The following is a 10,182-nucleotide window of genomic DNA, read 5'->3' as shown; positions in this document are numbered from 1 at the left end:
CAACCCCCGCACCCCGCCACCCCGTTGGCAAGAAACACAACAGAACGGACACGACTCCGCAGGCCACGCCAAAGTCAAACCTTTAAATACAAGCTAAGCAGCCTCCGTTGCCGTTCTTCCTCCGCGATGCGGTCACGGAGTACGGCTTGGTCGATGTACGGGGCGACGGCGGCGAGGACCAGGCGCTGGAGCTCGGCCGGGTCGAGCGCCTCGACCTCCCACTGCACCGGCCGGCCGGGGTCGAGTCCGTACCGGCGCGCGAACCCGGCCCAGCGCGGGGTCGCCGGCCTTCCCCGCAGCCGCGGGCAGTTCGTACTCGCGGACCTGGTCGTGGGTGAGCAGGACCCGTTCCACGTGGCTCCAGCAATCCGTGCGGGCCACCCAGTCCCGCTCGATGTCGGCCCCCGAGGCGTCGAAGTCACCACACCTTCTCCGGGGCGCCAGGACTGTGCGGTTGGAATTTCCGCAGCTCAGGAGCGGTCGCGAGCACTTTATCGAATGCAACACGCGTGGTGCACGGGTCCTGCTGGTTCTCGTCGTCGGCGGCAGGCAGCTTGTCTGCGGTGCGCTGGACGACTTTCTGCACCGCTCCTTGCAGGGAGCGCAGAAGTTCCCGCTCAACCTCTTCGGTACGGGCCTCGATGTTCCACTGCCGAACGTCGTCGACCAGGCTCTCGATCGCGTCGTCGAGCCGCTGCCCCAGCAGCCCGAAACGGAGAGCTTCAACCTTGACGGCGGTGTGCGGATCGATGCCTTCGCGCAGGCACTCCTCGCGGTAGCGGGTGAAGTTGATGCCGCGGATGTTGACGTCGTGGGTGGTGAGCCGGGCCGGGACGGCGGCCAGGCCCCGGGCATGGGCAGCGGGACGCCGACACACCTCCCCGGTCTACCATGTGACTCCCGGCACACAGCCAGATAGCCTCTCCGTGCACCTCACGAGCCGCCTAACTCAGGGGCCCGGAGGCTCAGTTCACGATCGGGGAACGTCATGCCGCTGTCGGAAGGTCAAGCCCTGTACACAGTCGAAGTGCCGCTGGGGAGCGGCGGCGAGGTCGTACGAGTGCAGGTGAACGACGCCGGGGAGGACGTCGTGCGCGTCGGACGCGGCAGCCGTGCCGTCGCCCGGGCCGAGCAATCCCTGGAACAGATGCTGGATGTCGCACGGCCGGTTGCGGACGCCTTCGTCGGCCGCTGCCGTGGCATGCTCCGGCCGCCGGACGAGGCGACCCTCGAATTCGGCATGTCGCTCTCCGCCGATGCGAAGGTCCTCGTCGCGGGCTCCTCTGCGGAGGCCAACTTCTCCGTCAGCCTCACCTGGCACAACAGCCCCGCCGGTTCGAACGCGGTGCCGGAATCCGTACCCGGCCCGGAGTCCGCGGGCCGAGGCCCGGCGGGCGGCCCCGCCTCCAGGAGCTGAGTCCCGCGGGGCAGGCCAGGGCCCGCCGTCGCACTGCCAGCACCCCTCCCGCTTCCATCACCGCTCCGAGGAGGCCCCGTGTACGACAAGAACGAATCCGGCCGCACTGCGGCCGGAGCCGGGCACGGCGAACACGAGGACGCCGACACCATCCTCGCCTCCGGGACGGTCCGTCTCCGGGACAGGCACGGCGACTCCGCCGGTACCGGATTCCTCGTCGGCGACGGGCTCGTCCTCACCTGCGCCCATGTGGTGTGCGACGCGCTCGGGAAACCTCGCGACACCGAGGTGCTCCCCGGGGCCCGTGTCACCCTCGATATGCCGCTCCTCGCAGGGCCGGGAGCCCCGGGGCATGACATCGAAGCAGAAGTGGCGCACTGGGTGCCGATCCGGGAGGACCGGAGCGGCGATGTGGCCGTGCTTCGGCTGCTCGCACCGGCACCCGGGGCGAGGCCGCTGCCTACCAGCCTGTCCCGGCGTCTGTGGGAACACGGGTCCCGCATCGTCGGCTTCACCAGCAGCTCCGACCGACCCGTGTGGCAGCGTGGCAGTCTCCTCGGCCCTGCCGGGAAGGGCTGGGTACAGCTGTCCCGGGCCGACGGGCAGACAGTCCGTGTCACCAGCGGTTTCAGCGGCAGCCCGGTCTGGGACAACGCCCTCGGCGCCGTCGTCGGCATGATCGTGGCCGCGGAGCCGGTACGGGACGATCAACAGGCGTACATGCTGCACCTGGGGGCGCTCGCCGACGAGATCCCCGCTCTCGCTGAGGTGCTCTTGGCCCCGACGCCCTTCCGTGGCCTGGAGCCTTACCGCGAGGAGGACGCCGAGGTCTTCTTCGGCCGCGAGGAGGACACGGAGACCGTGGTCACCGCACTGCGCGGCGACCGTGCGTCGGTGACGTTGTGCGGACCCTCGGGGTGCGGCAAGTCCTCTCTCGCCCTCGCGGGTGTGGCGCCCGTCATGCGCCGTGCCGGCCACGAGGTGGTGGTCGTCCACTGCGGCCGCACGTCCCGTCCGGTGGGTGCCCTGGCGGTCGAGCTCCTCGAACTGGCACGCCAGGAACGGTTCGGGCCACCGCGAGCCATCAGAGTCGAGCGGGCCGTCAACTGGCTGACCGGGGCGGGCCTCGCGGACACCGTCCACCGGCTCACCGGCAGTGCCACCACCGACCTCCTCGTCGTACTGGACCAGGCCGAGGCTCTGCTCGACCTGCCCGAGGGGGACCTCACGGCCCTGTTGTCGGTGCTTTTCCCCGCCCGGCGCACCGCCGGAATGCGGGTGCTGCTCACCTTGCGCGCCGACTTCGTTGACGCCGCCCTCAGTCACGAGCACCTCGGACCGGTGCTGAAGCGGGGAGCCGTCCTGCCGTTGACCCCGATGTCCCGGGAGCAGCTCCAGGCCGTCATCACCCGCCCCGTGGACCGCGTTCCCGGTGTCTCCTACGAGCCGGGGCTGGCACGCCGCATCCTCGAGGACGCCGGTGGTGAGCCCGGCGCTCTCCCCCTCCTCGGCTTCGTCCTGCGGCACTTGTGGGAGGAGCAGTCGGGCGGCCGTCTGAGGGTCGAGGCGTACGAGAGGGCCGGCGGCGTCTCCGGCGCACTGCGCAGGCACGCGGAGGAGGCATGGCGGAAATACGTCCTGTCCGTAACCGAGACCGGCTCCCCGAACTCCCAGGAGATCCCTGACCCCACGGAAGCCGTCACGCACGCGCGGCGGCTCCTCGCCGGACTGGTACGAGTGGTGCCGGGCAGCGGCGCCCCCGCACTGCGGCGGGTCCTGACCCGGACGGAGGCCGGCGAGCAGCGCTGGCGCCTGGCCGTGCTGTTCGCCGGGAAGGACGAGCGTCTGCTGGTGCTCCACGGCGGAGCCGGTGTGCCGGAAAGTGTGGAACTCGCCCATGAAGCCCTCATCAGGGCCTGGCCCGCTCTGTCCGAAGTGGTGCGTGAGGACCGGGACTTCCTCGCCGCGCGCACGGAGTTGCAGCACGACCGGGAACGCTGGGAGAGCGCGGGCCGTGCTGACGAGCTCCTGCCGCGGGGTGTACACCTCAGCTCCCTCGAGAGCCGTCTCGCCGGGCGCACCGATGACCTGACGTCGGCCGAGACCGAACTCCTCGACCGCGCGGCCCGGCAGCGCCGCGCGGTACAACAACAGCTCCGTGCCCGGCAGCGGCACGTTCGGCTGGCCTGGGCGGCCGGCAGCCTCGCTCTCGCGTTGATCGCCGCCTTGGGGATGTTCTTCGTCCAGGAGTACCAGGTGAGCGAGGAGCGGGCAGCGGAAGGCCGGTCCAGGACGCTGGCGGTGCAGGCGGACGAGCTGGCCGAGACCAATCCCTCCCAAGCCGCTCTGGCCGCGATAGCGGGCTACGTCACCTCTCCGACGCAGGAGGCCCGCAACGCGCTGATGCGACGGTACTCGGAGATGATGAAGGCGAAGTGGGTCCTGTCCGGACTGGATTCAGACATCGACCAGGCAAGTATGAGCGCGGACGGCAAGGTGACCCTGGTGACCACCGTGGGCGGCCGCGCGACCCTGTTCGTCCGCTCCGACGACGGACGAGTGCGACAGGAGAACCTGCGGCTGGGCCGAAAAGTCCGCAACCCTCAGGTGAGCGGCGACGGCCGGAGAATCGCCTACTTGCGCGAAGCCGACGCGCTCCTCGCCTGGCACGAGGTGACCACTTCCGGGAAGCACCTGGCGGGCCCGGCCCACCTGCTCCGGCATGCACAGGCACGGAACAAGGAAGGCGCCATCCTCGCAGCCAAAAGATCCAGGTTCTCTCCCGACTCGCGGTTCCTGGTGGAAGCCTCCCAGGTGCCCGAAGGACTGCCCCTTCTGGTGTGGGATCTCTCCAGCGGCCGTCCTCACGAAGTACCGGGGTCCATCACCGACGTGCGCTGGATCTGGTTCGGCGCGGACAGCGGAACCCTGGTCGCGTGGAAGGGTCTCAAATTCGAATTGGGAGGGGGAGAGCGCTCCTCTCTGCTGGCCATTGATGTCGCCACCGGGTCCGTCCGTGAACTGGCCCATGACTTCTACTCCATTCCCGAGGTCTCCTGGGACGGGAGAACGGCTGTCGTCTGCCAGAAGAAGGGGCAGAACGTCCGCCTTTACCAGGCCATCCGGGTGTCGGACGGCAAAGTCCTCCGCAGCCAAGGGCTCAAACGGTCGTCCTGCCAGAAACCGGAGTTCGACACCACCAGCCGTTACTTCGTCGTCGAGGACACCACGAACGACTCGGGTGGCTGGTTCCGAATCGCGGTCCACGGTGACGCGGCGCCGGAACGGCTGGTGCCCCGCCAGCAACTCTCCACTTCGATCGGCGTCGAACGCCTGCCCCTCCTGATGTCCGGGTCGGAAACCACGATGCCATTCGCCGAGGGCCGCACGGTCACGGGCATCAGCATGTCCGTCGGTCCCTCCAGGCCGGCACACGGGTATCCGGTGCTGCTCGGTGACGGTGACCGGATGCTGGTCCGCAGCGATGGCGGCAAAGCGCTCCGCATCGTGGAGACGAGGCCCGGGGCCCGCACGCTCGCCCAGGCCGAGATTTCCGGAACACCGCCCACCGAGGAGCAGCCCCTTGTCACCGACAAGGAGGAAACCCTGGTGGCGGATGTCTCGGACCGCAAAAGGATCACGGTCCGCGCCCTGCCCTCCCTGCGTCGGATCAGCCAGTTCTCCGTGTCCGCGCCGCCCCCCGACGAGGCGACCGGAGAACCTGGCACGATCGACATCTTGTTCCAGAGCGACGACAGGGTGGTCACCTTGTCAGGTTCGGTTCTCGAGTACTGGGACGCACGGCAAGGGCGCCGTCTCTCGTCCGCCGTAAAACTTCCCAGCCTCAGGCTCAGTAGCGCCGAGGCCCCGTTCTTCACCATGGGGGCCCATCCGGACCCGGCATATGTCACGGTGAGTGTGCAGGGAGAGCCCGACGTACACACCATCGACCTGCGGACGGGACGGGAGGACCGGAAGCAGCGCATCCGCCTCGCCGAGGACCTGCTTACCGCGGAGTATCTGCCGGACACGCGTTACATGGCGGTGCTCACCACCGGCAGGATCGTCGAAGTCTGGTCCGTGGAGAAGGGGGCACCGCCGAGAAAGGTGCTGGGGCCGTTCGGACCGCTCGAGCCTCATCGCTGGACCATGGGGTCCTCCGGCGGATCCGAATTCTTCCTCGCTTACGAGAACACCATGGTCCGTCTCCGGGCCGACGATCCCGAGTACCGGGACACCTTCGTGTTCTCGAGGGTCCAGCGTTTCCAGGAAGCCACCAAGGACGGCAGAACCCTGCTGAGCATACCGGTGGAGGACGATTTGGAAGACCTGTACGACGACGCCCCCGACGCCGGACGCTCGCCAACGCTCTTCCGGATCGACCCCGCGCTCTGGAAAGAACACCTTTGCGGCGTCGTCGGCCGGGAGCTCACCCCCGAGGAACGCACGGCCCTCTCCGGAGAGTTGCCGAACAGAATCTGCCCCGACCCCGCGCAGGACTGAGCCTGCAAGCGCCTTTCGACCAGGCGCAGCTCCAGGCCGTCCCCGCCCGCGACCACCTCGTACAGCTCCGTCGTGCGCGGCCCGTGCTCGGCGGCCTCCAGCGTGAGCATCAGCCGGTCACCGGGGCGGGAGGGGTACCACGGCGCCTCGGTCAGCGCACGGTGTCCGCCGACCAGCGCGCCTACCTCTGCGCCCAGGCCGCGGCGGCGCTTGGCCTCCTCGGCCCGTACCAGGGGACGCTCGGTGGTGCCGCCGACCGCCGCCGGGAAGTCCGGGTGCCGGCGCCGCCAGTTGACGACGGCGGTACGGGTCACGCCCGCACGCTGAGCGATCTGCGACAGGTTCAAGGTTTCCATGGTGATCTCCTCACGGTCCCTCGGGCACCCGGCTGGCCCGACTCGGCGCACGGAACCGTGACAGACCACCACAAAGCATGTCAACTAGCTTGATTTCATTGCTAATTGGGCGTGCTCGATCAGATCCGCGCCCGCGTACGCGAGACCCCGATTCACCCGCCCGGGCGGCGGTCCCGGACCGGGCTCGGGGCGGGGCTCCTCGCAGACGACGCCGCGATCCGCGCGGAGCCGCTGCCACGTCGGCCGTGCTCGTGGCCGGTCGCCCGTACCGGTGACGTGTGGCCGTGCGCCGCGCGTCATGGGCGTGGGGTGTGCTGCGCTGGCGGCATGACTGCTTCCGCACCGACCCCTGAGTACGGGGCACCGGGACTCCCTGTGACCGGCGCTCGCCCGCCCCGCCGGCACGCCGACGACGGCCAGGACCCGTCCGACGCCGACCGCGCCGCCGAGCTGCGGGCGGCGCTCCAGCGCGTGCTGCCGGTATTCGCGTACTGCGCTGGGCGGGAGGCGGCCGACGACCCGCAGCAGGCGGCCGTGGTGCTCGCGGCGGCCGACGCCGTGACGAGTGCCCTGGCGCGGACCGCGCCGCGCGGCACACGGTCGCCGCTGGAGGCCGGGATGGACGCCGCGGACCTGGGGGTCACGCCGACGACCGGGCCGAGCTGTGAAGGTGTCCGAGACCTGATCGTGGCGCTTCTGACGTCCCATCACCTGGTCAGCCACGCGGCCGCACTCCGCGAGCCGCCCACACCAGTCTGCGCCATGGCCGGGTCCAGCAGCGCATCCGCGACCGCCACCACCTCCGGGAAGATCACCGCATCCCGCCCCACCACCCGCCACCACTCCAGGTCATCCCCGGCGTCACCGCCCGCGACCAGGTGCAGGCGCCGTGGCCAGATCTCCTCCCGCTCCCACCCGTACGCCCCCTCCCACCACCGCACCACCACCGCATAAGCCAGCCCGAACACCTCCCCAGACCCCACACCGGCCCGCACCGCACGACGCACCACACCAGCCCACCGCCGCTGCGCCGCGGCTACTTCCGGAAGACCCCGCAGATCGAGGTACTCGTGAGGCTGGTCGGCGTCCGCGTCCAGCAGCCACCGTCCATGCCGGACACACACCCGCTCCCACCGCGGTGCGTACCGCACCACCCGCACCTGCGCCCCCGTACGCCGGGCCGTACACAGACGGCACCCGAACGCGACAGGCCCCACCACCGCACCCCCGGCACGCCACACCGCCAACGGCTCCCCGCCCTCCCCGGCGGGGAACTTGGCATCCTCCCGTCCCCAGGACGGCAACGCCCGCCCCAGCACCTCCTGCCCGACCCCGCACAACCGGGCCAGAACCTCCCGCCCAGCCGCGTTCAGCACCACCTCGCCATCCGCCCGCGCACCCCCGCCCTCATGCCGGGGCCGCGAACCACGCCGCCGCCAGCACGACCACAGAGCCTTCGCCTCCATCCCGTAGGAGGCCGCGACACGGCCGATCAGCGACGACGTCATCTCCCCGGCAAGAGGAGCGACACGAAAGACCCCAGGCACCACACCGCCGACACGGACAACCCCGCCACCATCAGACACCCGCACCCCTCCAGCTGTTACCCAGGCACCCAGACTGGCCCGAGCGGCATCAGGACGTCCGGCGAAACAGCGAAGAACAGCCCCGCCCGGTCAAAGGACGGTTCCTGCACACCCACCCCTACCAGCGCATCCCGAGTGCATCCAGGTCGGCTCGGTGTTGTTCGGTGAGCCTGTCGGCGCGTTTGCGGACGTTGTCGAGCCAGGTGCCCAGCCGTACGGCATCTCCCGGGCAATCGCCCGGAGCGCGTCAATGTCGATGGGCAGCGGCCCGCCGTCGACCGGTATTCGGGTGGGTGATTCGCTCATGGTGGAACTGTAGGAGGTGCCTGTGACAATCGGGGTCTTCGAACTTGAGCGGTGCAGGTCGGTGCCTGCGGTTGGGTGACTGGGGAATCACGACATGGTGGGGCACCCACCCCACGCCACGGCTGCCCGCCCGGCGGCACAGGGACCAGGACGACCGCTGGGCGGTGCGCCTGGGGTAGGTGGGCGACCGGGGACTGTGGCAGATGGACATACTCAACAAGTGGGGTGACGGCTAACCCCGTCTGAGGGAGAACTCCCAGGTGGTGGGTGTTCGCCCCGCAGCCGGTGAGTTGTTCACACAGGAGGAGGGCCCGCTGGTCGCCGGGTTCAACTTCCTGCTGGAGCGGCCGGCGCCGCAGCGTACCGCCGGTCGCCGTCAGCAGTCCCCGGGCCTGCTCGCCGCAGCCGCCGACCTGCTCGGCGCGGGCACAGCAGCCGCCGTGGAAACCGAGGGCCACGCGATGCTCTGCTTGTCGCACACCGTGCCCGTACCCGCGCCGATGGTGGAGTGGCCGCTGGACCGGCTTCACCGGCAACCCGCGTCGGCCCGCGCCCTGTTCGAGGCGCTGGCGCTCGCGGCACCGCGCGGTCAGCACTCCGCGCGGTTCCTGATCGGGCTGTGGACGGCCGAGTACGGATACCTGCACACCGGCCACCTCACCCTCCACCTGTGGTCATACGCCTACGACTGCTCCGGCGCGGTGGTGGTCGAGCTGACCGGGGTCCATCAGGAGCTGCGCGGGGAGACCAGATCCGGCCCCTGGGCGCACTCCGCCTACTTCGAGTTCACACCGGCCGTCACCCCGGCGCAGGCGTCGGCCGGCACCCGCAGGCCCGCCCACCGGTGCTGGTCGGCTCCGTCGAGCCAGTCCCACAGCGTGCCGGCGTCCAAGTGGCCGGGCGGGCAGGCCATCCTCCGGTCGAGTTCTCCACGTCGCCGTCGAAGTCGGCGGCGTTCTCGACGAACAGCGGATCCGTCGTCAGCGCCGGTCGCACCCGCTCGTACGCCGACCCGATCCGCCGGGCGTCGAGCGGGAGTCCGCCCGACGGCCAGCCCCCGGTCACCGGTGCTCCCGCCACGCGTATCCTTCCTTGCCGGTGTGCTGTGTGTGGAGGGCTGATTCAGGCATCGTCACCCTCTCCGGCGCTGACGGCAGTCAGCGCCGGGCTCGGGCTCCGTCCTGCTCTTCTGGCATCCGATAGTTGCTCCGGAGTGCGTCGAAGATACGGCGTACTGCGAGTCTCTGATGTTCTGTCAGCGCGCGGCACCCTGCAACCTCAGAACCGGCGCCCCCAGGTCCTGGACCCAGCTCGGAGGCTTCGGTGCGGTGAAGGCCGCGGTCATCGTGCTCAGCCAGGCCGCGAACGAGGGGAAGGCGGGCGATGCCTCGTCCGGGAACTCCCATGCGCCGCCGTCGACGAAGCGTGCGAGCCCGGCCGGGGCGTCCTGGTGGTGGTAGTGGACGGGGTACTCGCCGTCCACGTCCGGCCGGGTGACGTCGAAGCACCAGACCGCCTCACCGCCCCCGTCGGCGGCGAACCCGACCAGGTGGTTCGTGGACAGCAGACGGCCGTCACCGCGGCCCACGTCCTCCGGCAGGTGCACGAGGTCGGCGTTCAGCTCAACCATGGCCTCGTCGTCGACAATGTCGAACTCCATCCAGAAACCGTCCACTTCGCGTTGGCAGGTGAGCGCGTTGTGCGAGGCGAGGAAGGCCCGGTAACTGGGGGGTGCCGTCCAGTTGACGGTTCCGACGTGCGGCTCGAGGCCCGTCTCCCGCTTCGCTACGACCTCGGCCGGGGCAGGCCCCGATGCCGTGACCGATACCGTTCCGTCTCCGGCGGCGCCGTGGAGGATCGCCAGGCTCTCATGTACCGATCGTGTCAACGCTGTTGCTCCGTTCTTGTCGTTATTGGTCGCTCAACGCGCGCCACGGCGCCACTGTTCCCCTGTCCGCACGGCACGGGAGGTGAGGACGCGGCGGGCCGCGCAACGTGCTCACGCATCGCTGCC

General features: G+C 70.1%; 6 protein-coding genes. 4 read left to right on the top strand and 2 right to left on the bottom strand.

The annotated features are described in order from the left end of the window. Nucleotides 1-418 precede the first annotated feature (418 nt). The gene (locus tag ABZY11_RS39330) at nt 419-877 is read right to left on the bottom strand and encodes a hypothetical protein (protein WP_356483770.1); all 459 of its coding nucleotides are present in this window, start codon (nt 875-877) and stop codon (nt 419-421) included. Between the two features lie 150 nt (nt 878-1,027). On the opposite strand from ABZY11_RS39330, the gene ABZY11_RS39325 reads away from it, so the two are divergent. From ABZY11_RS39325 to ABZY11_RS39310, 4 genes are all read left to right on the top strand, one after another. Beyond that, the gene (locus ABZY11_RS39325; protein ID WP_356483769.1) at nt 1,028-1,417 is read left to right on the top strand and encodes a CU044_2847 family protein; all 390 of its coding nucleotides are present in this window, start codon (nt 1,028-1,030) and stop codon (nt 1,415-1,417) included. A gap of 78 nt (nt 1,418-1,495) precedes the next feature. Then, the gene (locus tag ABZY11_RS39320; protein WP_356483768.1) at nt 1,496-5,920 is read left to right on the top strand and encodes a trypsin-like peptidase domain-containing protein; all 4,425 of its coding nucleotides are present in this window, start codon (nt 1,496-1,498) and stop codon (nt 5,918-5,920) included. Nucleotides 5,921-6,651: 731 nt separating this feature from the next. Beyond that, on the top strand, nt 6,652-7,230 hold the full coding sequence (locus ABZY11_RS39315; RefSeq protein ID WP_356483767.1) for a hypothetical protein: 579 nt from the start codon (nt 6,652-6,654) through the stop codon (nt 7,228-7,230). Between the two features lie 1,198 nt (nt 7,231-8,428). Next, nucleotides 8,429-9,289, top strand: a complete 861-nt coding sequence (locus tag ABZY11_RS39310) for a hypothetical protein (RefSeq protein ID WP_356483766.1) — start codon at nt 8,429-8,431, stop codon at nt 9,287-9,289. Nucleotides 9,290-9,423: 134 nt separating this feature from the next. Here ABZY11_RS39310 and ABZY11_RS39305 read toward each other — a convergent pair whose 3' ends face one another. Then, nucleotides 9,424-10,056 (bottom strand): SMI1/KNR4 family protein, encoded by a 633-nt coding sequence (locus tag ABZY11_RS39305; protein WP_356483765.1) that lies wholly within the window; start codon nt 10,054-10,056, stop codon nt 9,424-9,426. Nucleotides 10,057-10,182: the final 126 nt, after the last annotated feature.

This window comes from Streptomyces sp. NPDC006510 (genome assembly GCF_040611955.1).
Lineage (GTDB): Bacteria > Actinomycetota > Actinomycetes > Streptomycetales > Streptomycetaceae > Streptomyces.
This window is presented reverse-complemented; position numbering and strand designations above follow the sequence as displayed.